Origin of the sequence: Microvirga lotononidis, from assembly GCF_034627025.1 — a bacterium.
Taxonomy (GTDB): domain Bacteria; phylum Pseudomonadota; class Alphaproteobacteria; order Rhizobiales; family Beijerinckiaceae; genus Microvirga; species Microvirga lotononidis.
The window spans coordinates 102,833-118,195 of the sequence record NZ_CP141049.1 but is presented as its reverse complement, the minus strand read 5'-3'; the positions used below and the strand labels follow the sequence as shown (position 1 = coordinate 118,195).

Annotated in this window: 19 protein-coding genes; 17 read left to right on the top strand and 2 right to left on the bottom strand. The window is 61.3% G+C overall.

What is annotated here, in order from left to right; translation table 11 throughout:
* Nucleotides 1-68 precede the first annotated feature (68 nt).
* The 12 genes from msuE (at nucleotide 69) to U0023_RS23900 (ending at nucleotide 9,921) form a co-directional block, all read left to right on the top strand.
* Nucleotides 69-677, top strand: a complete 609-nt coding sequence (gene msuE, locus U0023_RS23955; RefSeq protein ID WP_009488449.1) for an FMN reductase — start codon at nucleotides 69-71, stop codon at nucleotides 675-677.
* Nucleotides 674-1,480 (top strand): ABC transporter permease subunit, encoded by an 807-nt coding sequence (locus tag U0023_RS23950; RefSeq protein WP_009488450.1) that lies wholly within the window; start codon nucleotides 674-676, stop codon nucleotides 1,478-1,480. The genes msuE and U0023_RS23950 overlap by 4 nt, the downstream gene beginning before the upstream one ends.
* A gap of 4 nt (nucleotides 1,481-1,484) precedes the next feature.
* Entirely contained in the window at nucleotides 1,485-2,336 is an 852-nt protein-coding gene (locus tag U0023_RS23945; protein ID WP_009488451.1) for an ABC transporter ATP-binding protein, read from the top strand.
* A gap of 15 nt (nucleotides 2,337-2,351) precedes the next feature.
* The gene (locus U0023_RS23940; protein WP_009488452.1) at nucleotides 2,352-3,455 is read left to right on the top strand and encodes an LLM class flavin-dependent oxidoreductase; all 1,104 of its coding nucleotides are present in this window, start codon (nucleotides 2,352-2,354) and stop codon (nucleotides 3,453-3,455) included.
* 12 nt (nucleotides 3,456-3,467) lie between these two features.
* Nucleotides 3,468-4,427 carry an ABC transporter substrate-binding protein gene (locus tag U0023_RS23935; RefSeq protein WP_009488453.1) on the top strand — a complete coding sequence of 320 codons (960 nt, stop codon included), beginning with the start codon at nucleotides 3,468-3,470 and terminating at the stop codon, nucleotides 4,425-4,427.
* A 106-nt stretch (nucleotides 4,428-4,533) separates the two neighbouring features.
* Nucleotides 4,534-5,064: a cupin domain-containing protein gene (locus U0023_RS23930; RefSeq protein WP_322883829.1), complete on the top strand. Its 531-nt coding sequence runs from the start codon at nucleotides 4,534-4,536 to the stop codon at nucleotides 5,062-5,064.
* Between the two features lie 106 nt (nucleotides 5,065-5,170).
* Entirely contained in the window at nucleotides 5,171-5,743 is a 573-nt protein-coding gene (locus U0023_RS23925; protein WP_009488455.1) for a HupE/UreJ family protein, read from the top strand.
* 40 nt (nucleotides 5,744-5,783) lie between these two features.
* The gene (locus tag U0023_RS23920; RefSeq protein ID WP_009488456.1) at nucleotides 5,784-7,193 is read left to right on the top strand and encodes an LLM class flavin-dependent oxidoreductase; all 1,410 of its coding nucleotides are present in this window, start codon (nucleotides 5,784-5,786) and stop codon (nucleotides 7,191-7,193) included.
* A 44-nt stretch (nucleotides 7,194-7,237) separates the two neighbouring features.
* On the top strand, nucleotides 7,238-8,068 hold the full coding sequence (locus tag U0023_RS23915) for a MetQ/NlpA family ABC transporter substrate-binding protein (RefSeq protein WP_009488457.1): 831 nt from the start codon (nucleotides 7,238-7,240) through the stop codon (nucleotides 8,066-8,068).
* Between the two features lie 305 nt (nucleotides 8,069-8,373).
* Nucleotides 8,374-9,063: a hypothetical protein gene (locus U0023_RS23910; RefSeq protein WP_009488458.1), complete on the top strand. Its 690-nt coding sequence runs from the start codon at nucleotides 8,374-8,376 to the stop codon at nucleotides 9,061-9,063.
* 16 nt (nucleotides 9,064-9,079) lie between these two features.
* Nucleotides 9,080-9,334, top strand: a complete 255-nt coding sequence (locus U0023_RS23905; RefSeq protein ID WP_009488459.1) for a WGR domain-containing protein — start codon at nucleotides 9,080-9,082, stop codon at nucleotides 9,332-9,334.
* A gap of 152 nt (nucleotides 9,335-9,486) precedes the next feature.
* Nucleotides 9,487-9,921 carry a PACE efflux transporter gene (locus U0023_RS23900; RefSeq protein ID WP_009488460.1) on the top strand — a complete coding sequence of 145 codons (435 nt, stop codon included), beginning with the start codon at nucleotides 9,487-9,489 and terminating at the stop codon, nucleotides 9,919-9,921.
* Between the two features lie 67 nt (nucleotides 9,922-9,988).
* Here the strand turns inward: U0023_RS23900 and U0023_RS23895 are convergent, their stop codons facing one another.
* The gene (locus U0023_RS23895; RefSeq protein WP_009488462.1) at nucleotides 9,989-10,399 is read right to left on the bottom strand and encodes a tyrosine-type recombinase/integrase; all 411 of its coding nucleotides are present in this window, start codon (nucleotides 10,397-10,399) and stop codon (nucleotides 9,989-9,991) included.
* Nucleotides 10,383-10,790, bottom strand: coding sequence for a site-specific integrase (locus tag U0023_RS23890; RefSeq protein ID WP_009488463.1), 408 nt, complete (start codon nucleotides 10,788-10,790; stop codon nucleotides 10,383-10,385). The genes U0023_RS23895 and U0023_RS23890 overlap by 17 nt, the downstream gene beginning before the upstream one ends.
* Nucleotides 10,791-11,684: 894 nt before the next feature.
* On the opposite strand from U0023_RS23890, the gene U0023_RS23885 reads away from it, so the two are divergent.
* The 5 genes from U0023_RS23885 (at nucleotide 11,685) to hxsB (ending at nucleotide 15,260) form a co-directional block, all read left to right on the top strand.
* Nucleotides 11,685-12,584 carry a DNA/RNA non-specific endonuclease gene (locus U0023_RS23885; RefSeq protein WP_009488465.1) on the top strand — a complete coding sequence of 300 codons (900 nt, stop codon included), beginning with the start codon at nucleotides 11,685-11,687 and terminating at the stop codon, nucleotides 12,582-12,584.
* The gene (locus tag U0023_RS23880; RefSeq protein ID WP_009488466.1) at nucleotides 12,581-12,838 is read left to right on the top strand and encodes a hypothetical protein; all 258 of its coding nucleotides are present in this window, start codon (nucleotides 12,581-12,583) and stop codon (nucleotides 12,836-12,838) included. Before U0023_RS23885 ends, U0023_RS23880 begins: the two co-directional genes overlap by 4 nt.
* A 61-nt stretch (nucleotides 12,839-12,899) precedes the next feature.
* Nucleotides 12,900-13,160 carry an excalibur calcium-binding domain-containing protein gene (locus tag U0023_RS23875; RefSeq protein ID WP_083861233.1) on the top strand — a complete coding sequence of 87 codons (261 nt, stop codon included), beginning with the start codon at nucleotides 12,900-12,902 and terminating at the stop codon, nucleotides 13,158-13,160.
* Between the two features lie 301 nt (nucleotides 13,161-13,461).
* Nucleotides 13,462-13,782, top strand: a complete 321-nt coding sequence (gene hxsD, locus U0023_RS35620) for a His-Xaa-Ser system protein HxsD (protein ID WP_040637708.1) — start codon at nucleotides 13,462-13,464, stop codon at nucleotides 13,780-13,782.
* Nucleotides 13,782-15,260, top strand: a complete 1,479-nt coding sequence (gene hxsB, locus U0023_RS23870) for a His-Xaa-Ser system radical SAM maturase HxsB (RefSeq protein ID WP_009488468.1) — start codon at nucleotides 13,782-13,784, stop codon at nucleotides 15,258-15,260. Before hxsD ends, hxsB begins: the two co-directional genes overlap by 1 nt.
* The last annotated feature ends 103 nt before the right edge of the window (nucleotides 15,261-15,363 follow it).

Genomic DNA, 15,363 nt, shown 5'->3' with positions numbered 1-15,363 from the left:
GCTGCGCTCCTCCCGACCCTGATTGATCAACGTCGCGGCTTTCTGCCGGCGGAAGGAGAACTTGTGCCATGAGTCTGCCCCGCATTGTTGGCTTTTCCGGCAGCCCGCGTCGTCCCTCCAAGACCCGCAGCCTCGTCGAGATGGTCGCCGCCGAGGTGAACAGCCATCGACCGGCACGCCTCGAGATCTTCGACCTGTCCGACGCTGGTCCGGGCCTGGGTGCCGCTCTCCAGCGCCAGGACCTGACCCTGCCGGCGGCTCACATTATCGATGCTATCGAGCAAGCCGATGCGCTGATCGTCGGCACACCGGTGTACAAAAGTGCTTACACGGGCTTGTTCAAGCATGCCTTTGATCTGGTTGATCCCCGCGCCTTGATCGGCAAGCCCGTGCTGCTCACCGCCACCGGAGGTGGCGCGCGCCATGCACTGGTGGTGGAACACGCCCTGCGGCCGCTCTTCGGCTTCTTTGAGGCTCTGACTGTCCCGACAGCCGTCTACGCGAGCGATGCCGACTTCGTCGACGGGCAACTGGACGAGGCCGGCGTCCGGGAGCGGGTGAGCACTGCCGCGCAACAGCTCGCAGGCCTGATCGGGGCTGAGGCTCCCAAGACCGAGACGGTTTCATCGCGGGCTCCGATCAATCTTCAGATTGTTCGCCGAGGAGCAGCCCGATGAGTGCGGCTGTCGCCTCCACGACTGCGGCGAGCACCGGCTCAGACCGATGGCTGCGCTATCGCCGGTATCTCCCTCCGCTTCTCGTCGTCGTCCTGTGGCAGGTCGCAGCCAGTGCCGGCCTGATTCCGACCCGCACGCTCGCTTCACCCGTGATGATCGCCGGCACGTTTGCCGAGCTGATCACCTCCGGCGAGTTGCCCCGGCACCTCCTGGTGTCCCTGGGCCGGGTAGCAACAGGGCTGGGCATCGGCATCGTGGTGGGCACCACGTTCGCCCTCATTGCTGGCCTCTCCCGGCGCGGCGAGGACCTACTCGATGCCACCCTGCAGATGCTCAGAACATTGCCGTTTCTGGCGCTCGTGCCGCTGTTCATCCTGTGGTTCGGCATCGGCGAGACACCGAAGATCGCGCTTGTCGCCCTGGGCACGATGTTCCCGATCTACCTCACGCTCTTTGCCGGCATCCGCGGCGTCGACGCCAAATTGATCGAGGCTGGCGGCACCCTGGGCCTGACCCGGCGCGAGCAGGTGTTCCACATCGTGCTGCCAGGAGCCCTGCCGTCGGCCCTGGTTGGGCTTCGCTATGCGCTCGGCGTCGCCTGGCTCAGCCTCGTGGTGGCCGAACAGATCAACGCGGATTCCGGCATCGGCTTCCTGGTCATGACCGCCCGCGACTTCCTGCGCACCGACATCATTCTCGTGGGCCTGATCGTCTACGCCATCCTGGGGCTGAGCGCCGATCAGATCGTCCGTGTTCTCGAGCGTCGGGTGCTCGCCTGGCGACCCAGCTTCCTGAAGGACTGATCCCATGAACGCTCATCCTGCTCTGGCGGCGCGGCAGCACCCGGTGGTGCATGTCTCGAACCTCGTGCGCTCCTTCGGCCGCGGCCCCAACATCCTTGATGGTCTCGACCTGACCATCCGGACCGGGGAGTTCGTGGCTCTGCTCGGCCGCTCCGGCTCGGGCAAGTCGACGCTCCTGCGGACCCTGGCCGGCCTCGACGAGGCTCCGGCCGGAACCGTCACAGTGCCGGCAGAGCGGGCCGTGGTGTTCCAGGAGCCGCGTCTCATCCCGTGGAAGAGGGTGTGGGCCAATGTGGCGCTGGGATTGCGCACACCTGACGCCCGCGAGCGTGCGATTGCCGCCTTATCCGAAGTAGGATTGAGCCATCGGCTTGAGGCCTGGCCCCTGACGTTGTCCGGCGGCGAGGCTCAGCGCGCCGCACTCGCCCGGGCTCTGGTGCGGGAACCGAAACTGCTGTTGCTCGATGAGCCCTTTGCGGCCCTGGATGCGCTCACCCGGCTCAAGACCCAAGGGTTGGTCGCCTCGCTCTGGCGGGCCCATCGGCCAGCCGTTCTTCTCGTGACCCACGACGTGGACGAGGCGCTGCTGCTCGCCGACCGGGTGCTGGTGCTGGACCAGGGCCGCATCGGCTTCGATCTGCACGTCAACCTGGAACGCCCGCGCCGTCATGCGCAGCCGGCCTTCGCCACCTTGCGCTCGCGCCTCCTGCGCGAACTCGGCGTCGAAGACGAGAGCGCGGATGAGCCGGGTGAAGAGACGATCACCCCCGTCAGGCCCCGAGCGCCCGCGGCCTCTGGTGTGCGGCTGGACGATGTCGTCTGGGCCGCCTCGGCTGACGCCCTCGCCCGATCGTAGAAACAGGAGACCATCATGAGCAAGGACGTCGAGTTCATCGGCTTTGTCGGCACGCATTACGAGTCGGAAGCCCATCCCGCCAAGGCACCCGTCATCGACCGCGACTACATCCGGGCTCTGGCCCAGGCGCAGGAATACGGCGGCTTCGACCGTTTCCTCGTGGCGTTCCACTCGACCTCACCGGAAAGCCAGCACATTGCGGCTTATGCCGCCTCTGTCACCGAGCGCATTCACCTGATGATCGCGCATCGGCCGGGGTTCACTGCGCCGACGGTGGCTGCTCGCCAGTTGGCCACCCTCGATCATCTCACCAACGGCCGGGCCGGGGTTCACATCATCACGGGCGGCAATGACCAGGAGCTCCGGCAGGACGGCGACTTTCTGACAAAGGATGAGCGCTACGCCCGCACGAGCGAGTATCTCGATGTGGTCAAAGCGTCTTGGACCAGCGAGACACCGTTCGACTATGCCGGGCAGTACTACCGCTTCGAACGCGCCTTCTCGACCGTGAAGCCGGTCCAGACGCCGCATCTGCCGGTGTACTTTGGCGGCTCGTCCGATGCGGCCATCGAAGTGGCCGGCAAGCACGCGGATGTTTATGCCCTCTGGGGCGAGACGCACGCCCAGGTGCGTGAGACCATCGCACGCGTCCGCGCGGCCGCAGCCCGGCACGGGCGCGAGCACCATGTGCGCTTCAGTCTCTCGTTCCGGCCGATCCTGGCCGAGACGGAAGACCGCGCCTGGGCCCGGGCGGAAGCGCTTCTCGAGCGCATCAAGGCGGTGCGGACGGCCAAGGGGCTGGGTGCCGCGGCCCCGCCGCCAAACGAAGGGGCACGCCGGCTGCTTGCGGCAGCCGCCCAGGGCGATCGCCTCGACAAGCGCCTCTACACCGCCATTGCGGCCGTCACTGGGGCTCAGGGCAACTCCACCGCCCTGGTCGGCACGGGCGAGCAGGTCGCCGATGCGCTGCTCGACTACTACGATCTTGGCGTCACCACCTTCCTCATCCGCGGCTTCGAGCCTCTCGAGGACGCGGTTCAGTACGGCCGCGATCTGATCCCGGCCTTCCGCCGCCTGCTCAATGAGCGGTCCAGCCAGCGCGCTGTGGCGGCCGAATAAAGGAGAACTCTCATGAAACGCATATCTCTTCTGGCTGCTGCGGCCGCTCTTGCCCTGTCGTGGGGGCCCGCCTGGGCTGAAACCGTCCTGAAGGTGGGCGACCAGCGCGGGGGCTCCCGCGCCCTGATGGAAGCCGCCGGCGTGCTCAAGGATCTGCCCTACAAGCTCGAATGGAGCGAGTTTCCGGCGGCAGCTCCTCTGCTGGAGGCCCTCAACGCCGAGGCCATCGACACCGGCATCGTGGGTGATGCGCCTTTCACCTTCGCGGCGGCCTCCGGCGCCCCGATCAAGGCCATCCTGGCAACCCGGTCCGACCAGGGCGGTCTGGCCGTTCTGGTGCGCCCGGACTCTCCCGTGAAGACCTTTGCTGATCTCAAAGGCAAGCGCATTGGCACCGGCCGCGGCTCGATCGGCCATCAGCTGGTGCTGGCAGCCCTCGAGGATGCCAATCTGGCCAAGACGGACGTGACTTTGAGCTTCCTCCTGCCAGCGGAGGCCAAGGCGGCGCTGACCAGTGGTAGCCTGGATGCCTGGTCGACCTGGGAGCCGTACACCTCACAGCTCGTTCTGTCGGGCGAAGCCCGCATCGTGCGTGACGGGCAGGGCATCACGCCTGGGCTCGGCTTCCAGGCCGCCCATGTCGAGGCGATCCGCACCAAGCGCAGCGAGCTTGAGGACTTTGTCCGCCGCCTGGCCAAGGCACGCGTATGGGAGTCGGCCAACCGGGAGTCTTATGCGGCATCCTGGGCGAAGCTGATCGGCTTGCCGAAGGAGATCCCGCTGCGCTGGTTCTCGGGAGCGAATGCTCGTCCGGTGCCGATCGATGCCGCGGTCGAGGCGGCCGAGCAGCAGACCATCGACCTCTATGTCCGCAATGCCCTGATCCCGAAGCCTCTCAAGGCGGCCGATGTGCTTGATCCATCGTTCAATGCGGCGGTGCTCAGCGGCACTCAGGAAGCCGCGGCACAGTAGAGGCGATCCCCAAGCTCACGTTCGTCATACTACGATCCATCAGCCCCAGCCTGAGATCAGAGGCCGGGGCTTGCCTGTATATCAAACCACTTTGAGTCAAAGTTCCATGAGCGCAGATCACCACCACGAACATGACGATCACTCCCACCACGAGCACGAGCACGAGCACGAGCACGAGCACGAGCGCTGGAAGCACGAAGGCGTCCGCGTGATCAAGGGTGACCAGCTCGATGCCAACACCGCCCAGACCCCCGGAATGTTCCGGCAGGCCGCGATCAATCATGCACGTGTGGGAGCCCAGAAGATCTGGGCCGGCACGGTCTCGATCCAGCCGAATGCCAAGACGGGCGTGCACCATCACGGCGAACTGGAGAGCGTGATCTACGTTGTGCGCGGCAAGGCCCGCATGCGGTGGGGCGATCACCTCGAGTTTGTGGCCGAGGCCGGGCCGGGAGATTTCATCTATGTCCCACCCTTCGTGCCGCATCAAGAGATCAATGCCAGCCCGGACGAGCCGCTCGAATGCGTGCTCGTGCGCTCCGACAACGAGGCGGTGGTTGTCAACATCACCGATGTCGATCCGGTCGAGCAGCCGGAGGAAGTGTACTGGGTCGATCCCATCCACAAGCATCCGTAACACCTGATTGCAGGTCAGTTCGAAGCCTGAACTCAACCCGCTGGCCCTCCGCGACGTCTGCTCGGGGAGCGCCACCCGACTATGTCTTCTCGCAATTGGATCCAGTATGAAACGATACGCTCTCGCTGCGCTTGTTCTCGCCACTCTGTCCTCCTCCGAAGCATGGGCCCATACAGGTCATGGTACAGCCACCAGCATTACGTCCGGGTTTGCTCATCCCTTCAGCGGGTTCGATCATGTGCTGGCCATGGCCGCAATTGGGCTTTGGGCCGGGAGCCTCGGCCGGCGGGCGATCCTTGGACTACCAGCGAGCTTCCTGGGCGCCATGGCCCTCGGCTTCTGCGCTGCCCTGATGGGATCCGAGGTTCCAATGATCGAGCTTGGGATCACGGCATCAGTTCTGGGACTGGGTCTTGCCGTGCTGCTCAACCTGCAACCGTCCATAGTTCTCGCCGCCGGCGCCTGCGGGATCTTCGGGATCTTCCATGGCTATGCCCACGGTACTGAGATCGCACCAGCCATGAGCGCCGTCGACTATGGGGTTGGGTTCTTGTCTGCCAGCGCGCTCCTTCTCGGCTGCGGCCTCGGCCTGCAAAGCGCCGTCCGGAGAGTGCCGGCCATGAGCCGCATCTTTGGAGGCGGCGTCGCTCTGGCCGGAGTGGCTCTGTTCTTCGTTTGAGTTCAGACGATCATTCCCCAGTGTCGGAAGATATCTCAAAATGACAAAGCAGATCCGGCTCAACGCCTTCGACATGAACTGCGTCGGCCATATCCAACAAGGCATGTGGGCTCACCCGCGGGATCGGTCGACAGCCTACAACACGCTCGAATACTGGCAGGATCTCGCCCGCACAGCCGAGCGCGGCAAGTTCGACGGGATCTTTCTCGCAGACATCGTCGGGGTCTATGACGTCTTCAAGGGCAGCCCTGATCCGTCGATTGCCCATGCGGTTCAGGTGCCGGTCAACGATCCCCTCCTGGTTGTGCCCGCCATGGCCGCCGTCACAAAGCACATCGGCTTCGGCGTGACATGCAACCTCACCTACGAGCCGCCATATCTTTTCGCCCGCCGCATGTCGACGCTCGATCATCTCACGCGCGGGCGGATCGGCTGGAACATTGTCACCGGCTATCTCGACAGTGCCGCGCGCGGCATGGGCCTGGCCAAGCAGGCGAAGCATGACGACCGGTACGAGACGGCCGAGGAGTACATGGAGGTCGTCTACAAGCTGTGGGAAGGCAGCTGGGAGGATGACGCGGTATTGCGTGACCGCGAGCGCAGGATCTATGCCGAGCCACGCAAGGTTCACCGGGTTCAGCATACAGGCCGGCATTATCGGGTGGATGCCATTCACCTCTCGGAGCCATCGCCGCAGCGCACGCCTGTCCTTTATCAGGCCGGCGCGTCGTCCCGGGGCAAGGACTTTGCCGCAAAGCACGCCGAATGCGTGTTCCTCGCAGGTCCGACGAAGGAGAACACCCGCGCGACCGTTGCCGACCTCCGGCGGCGGGCAGAGGCGCAGGGGTGGGATCCCGCTGACATCCTGGTGTTTCTCGGACGCGCCGTGGTGGTCGGGCGGACCCGCAAGGAAGCCGAGGAGAAGGTTGAGGAGTACCATCGCTACGCCAGCATCGAGGGGGCGCTGTCGCACTTCTCCAGCATCACGGGCGTAGACTTCTCCCGCTATGACCCTGATGAGCCGCTCCGCCATGAGGCAAACGATGCAACGAACTCCATCCTGCGGGCCTTCACGGTCGACAGCAGCGAGACATGGACGCTGCGCAAGATCTTCGGCGAGAAGGGCCTCGGCAGCCGCAACGCGCCGCTCATCGGCTCGGCCGAGGAGATTGCCGATGAGTTGCAGAGCTGGGTCGAGGATACTGACATCGACGGGTTCAACTTAAGCCGGGTGGTCACGCCTGAAGGGCCGGAAGACTTCGTCGATCTGGTGGTGCCGCTCCTGCAGGAGAGAGGCATCTACAAGCGCGATTATGCGGAGGGAACCTTGCGCGAGAAGCTCTTTGGCCACGGCCGGGCACGGCTCGCCGGGAGCCATCCAGGCGCGTCGTTCCGCGCGTCTGGTTCTTCAGCGACTCCCTCTCAAACCGTGACTCCAGCCGCTGAGTAGGGCTGCTTGCGTCGTTTCAACTCTTGAACGGAGGACGTCCACCTATGATCCTATCACTCACACGATACCGCACCATCTCACGCCGCAGCTTTGGCACCCTTCTTGCCGGCATCGTCGGCCTCATGCTTCTGGCATCAGATCCCAGCACCGCCTTGGCCAAGCCGTTGAAGGTGGGAACGAGCGGCGGGCCGGTGGCGGACATCATGAACTTTGCCGCTGAGCGGGCCCGGCAGCAGGGCCTTGATGTTCAGGTGGTGGAGTTTTCTGACTGGGTAACGCCGAACGAAGCGCTAGCGAATGGCGACATCGACACCAATCTGTTTCAACACCTTCCTTTCCTCAACGCCGCCATCAAGGGGCGTGGGTACAAGCTTGCGCCGATTGCACCGACGTACGTGATGCCGGTGGGCCTGTTCTCGAACAAGGTCACGAGCTTTGACCAGGTTCCCGATAATGCCGTCGTGGCGATTGCCAATGATCCGGTGAATGGCGCGCGCGGCCTGCAGCTGCTGCAGAAGGCGGGCCTCATTAGCCTCAAGCCTGGGGTGGGTGATGCTGCGACAGTTCTCGATATCGTCTCCAACACCAAGAACCTCCGCTTCCGGGAACTGGAAGCCGCGCAATTGCCGCGGGCCCTCGATGACGTGACCCTAGGTCAGGTCAGCATCAGCTATCTGCTGCTGTCGGGCGGCAACCCTGATAAAGCGTTGATCGCCGATGGGTTCGGCGATGCGCATTACGCCCTGCAGTTCGTCGCACGGGCGGATCGGAAGGATGACCCGGAGATCGCGAAGTTCATTGCGATCTACCGCTCGCCTGAGGTGAAGGACTACATCGCCCAGAAGTATGGCAAATTCTTTGTGCCGGTCTGGTGACAGGAAAACGACCAGTGGTGCTCAGCGTCTCGCCAGGGCATTCGGACTTGTGCACGGCGTGTGGTTGAATATCCATCCTTCTTGATACAGAGTGCTGCCGTGGTGTTGCAACCGGCACCACAAGTAGCGCCCTGACAGTGAGCTCCGCACGGCTAACTCTGTCAGGGCGTTCTCATTTGTGAGCGCCTCGTTCGCGTTGTTGGCAAGCTTGGCGGAAACCATATTGCAGGTTCGTGGTTGCCTCCCCTTGCCTCTGCCATGTACGAATGAGCAGCTCCCTTGATCCCTGACATTCCTTGGGTTTCATGACTGTTCACCGTCGCTTTCTCCTCACCCCGTCCTTCGCCCGCCTGATCCGGCGCGAAAGAGGTGGGCTGCGCCACGTTGAGGGCTTCTTTCCAGAACAGCGGGATCGCTCGTCCTGGGTTCGCCTTGAAGAGGATAGAGGCCTGCTGATCCTCAGGACGCTCGGCCCTGACGGTGAGGCCGATGAGGAGACCGAGATCCCAGTTGGCCATGCTCACGCGCTGCTCGACGCGTGCGCCGGCGAGGTGGACTACACCCGAACCGTGCTGTCGATCGGCGAAAGTAACGTTCTGATGGATGAGATCATCCGGCCTCGTGTCCTGCATCTCGTTACCGTGGAATTTGCCTCAGACGGAGAGGCGAGGGGCTTTCATCCGCTCGAATGGTTCGGGCCTGAGGTGACGGCGGATCGGCGCTACACAAATCAATCCATCGCCTTCCGTGGGCTCGATGAGACTCCAGAGATTCCACTGTCCGACGTGGCGCTCAATAGCCTAATCGATACCTTGGAGGGCCGCTTCCCGGCCCAGGCGCAGATAGCCATCACCCAGCCCAAGACCAAGCAGGTCCCGGTGACCCGGGCCAAGGGGCAGACCAGCGGCAATACCGTCAAGGTCAACCTCGACGAAATCGAGGAAGCGATGATGCGCGAAATTGAGAAGACACTCCCGAAGGGCAACCCCAAGTAAGAGACCGGCGAGATCGATGCCTGACGTCCGATCGCCCATACGGCACCACCTGGTGCTCTATCGGCGTGACATGGAGCAGGGAAGGGCACGCTTCTTCAGCCTGATGATCGAACGGGACCTGTTCGGCACAATCCGGCTGGTGCGCAACTGGGGCTTTGTGGGCTCCAAAGGGCAAGAGAACGTTGAGATCTTTCCCGATGAAGCCGAGGCCGCTCAGGCTTTGGACGCTTGGGCCGCAGCCCAGCGGCAAAAGGGCTATACAGACCTTTGATCCCGTCATGGTCAGTTCTCAGTTGAAATCTCCTGCCTCTTGCCGAGAGTGGGCCTGCCCACCTATATGGAGGAGCAAGAGAGGACGACCTCCCCCAGACACTGGGCCAATCGTTCGGGACGACCCGAACTTTGACCCGTTTGGGGAGCAACATGCGAACCGCACGCGACCGCATTCGTCACGCAATCAGCTTTGAAATCATTGGCCTGGCCCTTATCACACCACTTGGTGCCTGGGCGTTTCACATGCCCATGCATGACATTGGGGTGGTGGGGCTCGTTGGCGCGACTATCGCAACGCTCTGGAATTACTTCTATAACGTTGGCTTCGACCACGTCATGCAACGGCTGCGGGAAAGCACCAGGAAGACCACTCTGATCCGTGTGCTGCATGCGATCATGTTTGAGGTCGGGCTTCTGTTCGTCCTGTTACCGCTTTTCGCCTGGTATCTCAGCATCAGTCTATGGCGGGCCTTCCTGATGGATGTGTCCTTCGCCCTTTTCTACATGGGCTATGCATTCGTGTTCAATTGGGCTTATGACCGCCTTTTCCCGTTGCCAGAATGGCAAAAACTGAAGGTCGCATAAGCGTTATGCATGGGAGCGGCGGTATCGGTCACCTGGTCGTCTGACGCTGCCACAACAATCACCCGCATCATGCTCCAACTGCTCGGGCGACTATTGGATGCTCCTCCTCATTGAGCGGGTGGAGGTCGCGAACCATGTGGTGGAGGCGGGAGGTGTCGAGGTGGGTGTAGATCTGGGTGGTCTCGATGCCGGAATGGCCGAGCAGCTCCTGTAGTACGCGCAGGTCTGTGCCGCCGGAGTGCATGTGGGTGGCAAAGGCATGGCGCAGCACATGCGGCGACACCCGCTCCGGGCTCGCCAGCCCGGCCGCCACGGCCGCCTCCTTGATCTCGAGCAGGGCCGCCTGACGCGTCAGAGCCTTGGTGCCATTGCGCACCGAATGAAACAGCCAGGGGGAGGACGCCCCACCAGAATACGCGCGGGCCAGCTTCTGCCATTGGCTGACGGCCTCGATCGCCCGCTCATGCAAGGGCACCATCGGCCGCAAGCCTGTGGGCGGTCTCCAGCATTGCTTCCGTCTCGGCGATAGAGAGGACGAAGGGTAGCTTCCGAGCTCGCTTCATGGTCGAGAGATTGCTTGTGGGGTCTCGGGAGCCGAGTTCCTCGGCGATCAGGAACTTGTGCAAGCCGCGCGCCACCGTGATCCTGCGGGCCATGGTCGATCCGGCGTAGCCGCGCCCATCGAGCGCGGCGATATAATCTCGAACATGCTCCAAGCCGACATCGTCGAGACGGAGGCTGTTCTCATCCAGCCAGCCAAGGTAGCAGTTGAGATCATCGGTGTAGGTGTCGATGGTACCGGCCGATGCTCCGAGTTCCGTTGCAAGGGCGTCGAGCCAGAGCTGTGCCAGCCGCTGATTGGTCCGCATGCGATCCTCCTGATCGCGAGGACCTTGGCACAGCACCAGTTACGGACTTCTTGTCAAAACTATCCTTATGCGAAATGTTATCTCATTATGTAAAGGTCGTTACACGGGTCCATCAAGGCCTAACGCAACATAGCGCGAAGTCCTATGGCTACTCCAAAGTCTCACCGCTCCAGCAAAGATTGTGGCTTGAATGTGGCAAGTCCACATGGGATCGTATGCTCACGGCAGGTTCTCATGACCTGCCTTCCCTCGCTCTACTTAATTCTGGATCAGGCAATATTCCTATGAAGCTCCTTATCGCCTTTGCTTTCGGCGCTGCTTTCGTTCTCTCGCCGCTCGCCTCCATCTCGTCAGCGAAAGCCTGTACGAATTCCTATGACACGGCCAAGGACGGTTCTAACTGTGGTGGCCGTGCGGCTGGCTGCAAGCAGGGCGGCCGCAGCGGCTACTGCTAGGCGCACGCTAGACTGCGCCGGATTGCTACACTGCAGCATACTGGGCGCAGAGAGCCCTATGGGGCTTCACTCCGTTGATCCGCTTGCCCGCGGGTTTGTCCTGCGGGCTTTTCTTCGGTGGGTCCAGAGCATCCGCTCGGCACGAAATGCGCTCAAGGATAGCTTGAAGTAGGAATCCTACCGCCTAAGAAGAGTAAGATCGAACGCCAGAGGTTTGCCGATTGCTCCAGGAGAACCCTCTTAGACCGCGCTCACGACAACGGCCCCGTCGGCTCCTGAGTGATGCCGAGCTAAGGAAGTATGGCCTTCATCGTCCACCACGCTTCAGGGGCACTCTCGTGAATCAAACCAAAGCGTCGCCCTTTAAGACGCTCGCTTTGATCGTGTGGAACGGACCTGCGAAACTCCTTTCCAGCCTCGCCCGCCTCAAGAGAACGCTGTGAGATCGCCCAACCACTTCTTTGCTTTCCTCCTCGGGGCACTCTTCCTCGCTTCCCCTGCTGTCGCAGCGGCCTGTCCCCAGCACTTCTTTGGCGGCGCCGAGCCGACACTCACCAATCCGAAACTCGCCCCGAAAACCCGCCAGATCTGTTACACGGAATTTGCCCTTCTGCATTCTGGACTCACCCGTACCTCGCTTTGGGTGGCTGAGCATCTGACCCCCAGGCGGGCCAAAGGGGCCCGGGCGCTCAACCGGTTAAACAACTTCCACGCGGATCCCAATCTCCCACCAAACGAGCGGGCGGAACTCTCGGACTACGTTCGCAGTGGCTTTGACCGTGGGCACATGGCTCCAGCGGGCGACATGACCACACCCCAAGGCATGGATGAGTCCTTTTCCTTGGCCAACATGGTCCCGCAGAACTCCGAGAACAACCGTAACCTGTGGGAGAGCATTGAACGGGCTGTGCGGGACTATTCGGAGCGCCGCGAAGTCTATGTTGTGACCGGCCCCATCTTCCAAGGGGAGAACCTGCAGGCTCTGAAAGGGCGTGTTCTGGTGCCCACTCACATCGCAAAGGCCATCTATGATCCTCAAAGCAACATCGCGGGAGCCTATCTCGTCCCTAATCAGCCCGGGAACGACTACAGGATTATCTCCTTGGCCGAGTTGCAACAACTCTCCGGCATAGACGCATTCCCACAGTTGCCCGCCTCTGTGAAGCAAACCGCGACCAGCCTGCCTGTTCCGCAACTGAGGCGCCCGAGAGGGGGTGCAAGAAGCGTCGCGAGGCCCTCTGCTGAGGAGAACACACAGGTGCCCTCCCCTCGACCTTCGACAGACGGCTTCGTTGGAGACATTCTTGATGCTATCGATCAATTCGGACGCCGCCCATGACCAAGAAGTTCCAGCCCTTTGCTGACGATAGTGCGTCGCTAAACATTGGCGATTTCACTGTTGAGAATGGCACTGACAAAGTCGCCTTGTATGGCTCCGTGGATGTAACTCGCGATAAGGCTGGGCTCGAGAAAGCCAAGGCATTGAAGTCGGTTGTCGATGCTATCGTGAAGACGCTAGGGCAAGACAAGGAACTGCCCGATGAGAGCGGCCCAGCTGAGGCACCTCAGCAGGTCAAGAACCCGTTTGCATAGATCGAACTAAAGTGGGGCACAGATGAGATGTAGGCTTTCGACGCTCGTTCTTGCGGGTTTCATGATTTTTGGCCTCGACGGAACCGCAGGAGCTGTTGGAAGCCTCGGTCTGGGGACGCCTCCTACAAGCATTGAACGCGTCAAAGAGATCCTGATGGCGCAGCGCAGAAGCTGTAAAGCAGTCAGCACCTGCGAGGAAGCCGTTGAGATGTGGTGCGGAGGCTATAGCCGCGCCGATGGAGATAATGACGGCATTCCTTGTGAGAATGTGTGCCGTTCTCTTTCTCAGGTTGAGACTATCAAGAAGAAGATAGGCTGCTGACCGATACGATATCGGATACGGCCCCTGGGGCATTTAGGTTGGGGAGCACAGGCGCCGAGCAATAATGCTGCTTAGAGTCCTGCACATATCAAGCTTGTAAACTTGATTGTGCGAAAAATACAAGCGGAGAGGATCTTGCCCGAGGGGACGCGTGACTTTCTCTAGAATGTATCATGAGGACTAATTTAAATGGCAATTCTCATTGTCGCATCAGAACGCCAATACTTTACTAACTGTGCATTACCGTATTATATCAACTTTCCTCCCGCCCGCGTTGGTTGACGCAGTAGTTCCCGTTCCGATGTCCCTTCCTATCTCTGAGCCCATTACCGAGATGTACATCATCGAGGTTGACCCAAAGGTCCATCCCCGTGAGGCAGTTCTGAGAGCCTGCTATTGGCTCTCCCCGGAAGCCGAGATTGATATTGTCACGACTGATGAGGGTCGCATTCGGCTAACCCTAAAGTCGCGCGATGGCCAATCTGGATCACGCCTCGCTTCGAGGCTGCGATCGGCACTGATCGATTTCAGCCTCCGGGTGGATATCGAGAGCCGGACCACTGATCTGCGTGATCGTATCTGGAAAACGGCGTTCAGCGAAACCTTGGGGACTAAGCCCTGATGAGCGAGCATCGCCCTATACAAGCAGCTTCTCCACCAGGGAACTATGGCCACCTCCCCTTCAGGTTCACCCGTCTTGATACCGGAAAGATTCTTGTGACCTCGGAGGCTGGAGATTTCCACGTCCTCGATTCCAGTACATTCTCAACGTTCGCTCGCCGAGAGCCACTTGGCGACACTGGCATTCTGAGAAGTCTTGAGGCGAAGCACCTTCTCTACAAGGCCTCTCCAGAAACGGCTGTTCGCCTTCTGGCAACGAAACTGCGCACGAGGAAGTCCTTTCTTCGTGGCGGCCCGTCTCTGCACATCTTTGTCGTGACGCTTGGTTGCGATCATGGCTGCCACTACTGCCAAGTTTCGCGCCGATTGCACTCGAGCGGCCGCTATGACATGTCTTTCGAGACTGCCACAGCAGCCGTGGACCGCCTTTTCGATAGCCCCTCCCAACATCTTACCGTCGAATTCCAAGGCGGAGAGCCGCTTCTCGCCTTCCCTGTCATTCGCCACATTGTCGAACTCATCCAAGCCCGAAATGTCCAAGAGCGGCGCCAGATCGTATTCTCGATCACGTCCACACTGCATCACCTGACGGATGAAGTTCTGGAGTTCATGCGCATCCATGACTTCCAGGTTTCGACCTCCCTGGATGGTCCCACAGACCTTCATAATGCAAACCGGCCGCTCCCAAACGGAGACGCCCACGCATTGACGGTCCAGGGCCTTCAGCGCGCACGTCAGGTTCTTGGAGACGAAAGTCTATCTGCAATCACCACCCTCACCCGCCGCAGCCTGGAACGGCCGAGGGAGATCGTTGATGAGTATGTGCGGCTCGGTTTCCGATCAATCTTCCTGCGGCCCCTCAGCCCCTACGGATTTGCAAAGAAGTCAGAGCGGCGGCTCGGGTACACAGTTCAGGATTACCTGGGATTCTATAAGGCCGCGCTAGGCTACGTCCTGGAGATAAACAGGCACGGGTACCTCATTGAGGAGGCGTACGCCAAGATTTTGCTCTCTAGCATCCTGACACCATTCCCAACGACCTATGTAGATCTGCGCTCTCCAGTCGGCAGCGGCTTCGGAACACTAGTATATAATTACGACGGCGGCGTGTACGCATCCGACGAGGGGCGCATGCTTAAAGAGGTTGGCAACAACAGCCTGCGCCTCGGATCAGTGACTGATAGCTACCAAACGCTCATGCGGTCTCCCGCGATGGAGCTCCTTGCAGCGTCCGGTCTTGCCGAGACGCTACCTGGCTGTTCCGATTGTGCATTCGTGCCGTACTGTGGTCCTGATCCGGCAGGTTCGCTCTCCCGCCACGGAGATCCTGTCGGACATCGAGCCGAGAGTGAACACTGCCAGCGGCACATGGGCCTCTTCAAAATCCTCTTCGGCCATCTTGCCGAAGGCGCCCCCGACACGCTCCGGATTTTTGACGATTGGGTTCATGGCGCCCTCTCCACAGCCAAGGCAACATAGTGTCATGGCCCTTCCCCTTCACACGAGAGGCACGGTCTCCGGCCAAGGGGCTTCGGCTCTGTATAAGGTGCTCTCCTTAGCCGAGGCACTCCGCCAAGATTTC

Bases quoted from the DNA above. Each gene is read 5' to 3' on its own strand.
- msuE (WP_009488449.1), top strand. From the start codon at position 69: ATGAGTCTGCCCCGCATTGTTGGCTTTTCCGGCAGCCCGCGTCGTCCC.
- U0023_RS23950 (WP_009488450.1), top strand. From the start codon at position 674: ATGAGTGCGGCTGTCGCCTCCACGACTGCGGCGAGCACCGGCTCAGAC.
- U0023_RS23945 (WP_009488451.1), top strand. From the start codon at position 1,485: ATGAACGCTCATCCTGCTCTGGCGGCGCGGCAGCACCCGGTGGTGCAT.
- U0023_RS23940 (WP_009488452.1), top strand. From the start codon at position 2,352: ATGAGCAAGGACGTCGAGTTCATCGGCTTTGTCGGCACGCATTACGAG.
- U0023_RS23935 (WP_009488453.1), top strand. From the start codon at position 3,468: ATGAAACGCATATCTCTTCTGGCTGCTGCGGCCGCTCTTGCCCTGTCG.
- U0023_RS23930 (WP_322883829.1), top strand. From the start codon at position 4,534: ATGAGCGCAGATCACCACCACGAACATGACGATCACTCCCACCACGAG.
- U0023_RS23925 (WP_009488455.1), top strand. From the start codon at position 5,171: ATGAAACGATACGCTCTCGCTGCGCTTGTTCTCGCCACTCTGTCCTCC.
- U0023_RS23920 (WP_009488456.1), top strand. From the start codon at position 5,784: ATGACAAAGCAGATCCGGCTCAACGCCTTCGACATGAACTGCGTCGGC.
- U0023_RS23915 (WP_009488457.1), top strand. From the start codon at position 7,238: ATGATCCTATCACTCACACGATACCGCACCATCTCACGCCGCAGCTTT.
- U0023_RS23910 (WP_009488458.1), top strand. From the start codon at position 8,374: ATGACTGTTCACCGTCGCTTTCTCCTCACCCCGTCCTTCGCCCGCCTG.
- U0023_RS23905 (WP_009488459.1), top strand. From the start codon at position 9,080: ATGCCTGACGTCCGATCGCCCATACGGCACCACCTGGTGCTCTATCGG.
- U0023_RS23900 (WP_009488460.1), top strand. From the start codon at position 9,487: ATGCGAACCGCACGCGACCGCATTCGTCACGCAATCAGCTTTGAAATC.
- U0023_RS23895 (WP_009488462.1), bottom strand. From the start codon at position 10,399: ATGGTGCCCTTGCATGAGCGGGCGATCGAGGCCGTCAGCCAATGGCAG.
- U0023_RS23890 (WP_009488463.1), bottom strand. From the start codon at position 10,790: ATGCGGACCAATCAGCGGCTGGCACAGCTCTGGCTCGACGCCCTTGCA.
- U0023_RS23880 (WP_009488466.1), top strand. From the start codon at position 12,581: ATGACCAAGAAGTTCCAGCCCTTTGCTGACGATAGTGCGTCGCTAAAC.
- U0023_RS23875 (WP_083861233.1), top strand. From the start codon at position 12,900: ATGATTTTTGGCCTCGACGGAACCGCAGGAGCTGTTGGAAGCCTCGGT.
- hxsD (WP_040637708.1), top strand. From the start codon at position 13,462: ATGTCCCTTCCTATCTCTGAGCCCATTACCGAGATGTACATCATCGAG.
- hxsB (WP_009488468.1), top strand. From the start codon at position 13,782: ATGAGCGAGCATCGCCCTATACAAGCAGCTTCTCCACCAGGGAACTAT.